1 protein-coding gene and 1 pseudogene are annotated in these 581 nt (G+C 37.5%); both read left to right on the forward strand.

The window, feature by feature from the left end:
* Positions 1-264, forward strand: a pseudogene (locus KIV40_RS30555) (TonB-dependent receptor); the annotation flags it as partial.
* Positions 254-581, forward strand: a 328-nt coding sequence (locus KIV40_RS30560; RefSeq protein WP_285353038.1) for a YfiR family protein, incomplete at its 3' end; no start/stop codon positions are given. The pseudogene KIV40_RS30555 and the gene KIV40_RS30560, both read left to right, overlap by 11 nt.

Below are 581 nucleotides of genomic sequence, written 5' to 3' on the forward strand. Positions count from 1 at the left end.
CAATTGGATATTTTGGCGAAATACATCAATGTGAATTACCCAGATTATTGGCAAGCCGATAATGGGACCAAATATCATTGGACATCTTACGACCACTCATTGACCTTCGATGCTCGTTTAGCATGGCAAATGTCGCAGCGTTACCCATTAGTGGAATTGATAGCGGAAAATATAGGCAAACACCATGGATATAGAGCAGAAATGACCAGTAAAAAAGTCGTGAATCAGCAATCTGTGTTTGTGAGGTTATCTCATGAATTCTAGCTATATTAGATCAGGACTGCTGTTAGTCATGGCTATTTTTAGTATTGGGAGCGTGAACCAAGCAAACGCTATTAGTTATAAGTCACATGAGATTAAAGCGGTTTATATTTACAGAATCGCCAATTTCATTCGATGGGATAATGAAAAGAACTTCAACTCGCTGAAATTCTGTATTCAAGATAATCGTGAAATTGAAAATGCTCTTCAAGTTATAGCGAAGAAACATTCTATTCGAACCTTACCCGTTAAGGTTTCAAGCATTATTGATGAAACCTGTCATGTCGCTTTCATTAATGGTGTCTCAAACGTCAGTAAGT

It is taken from the genome of Vibrio sp. D173a, assembly GCF_030248475.1.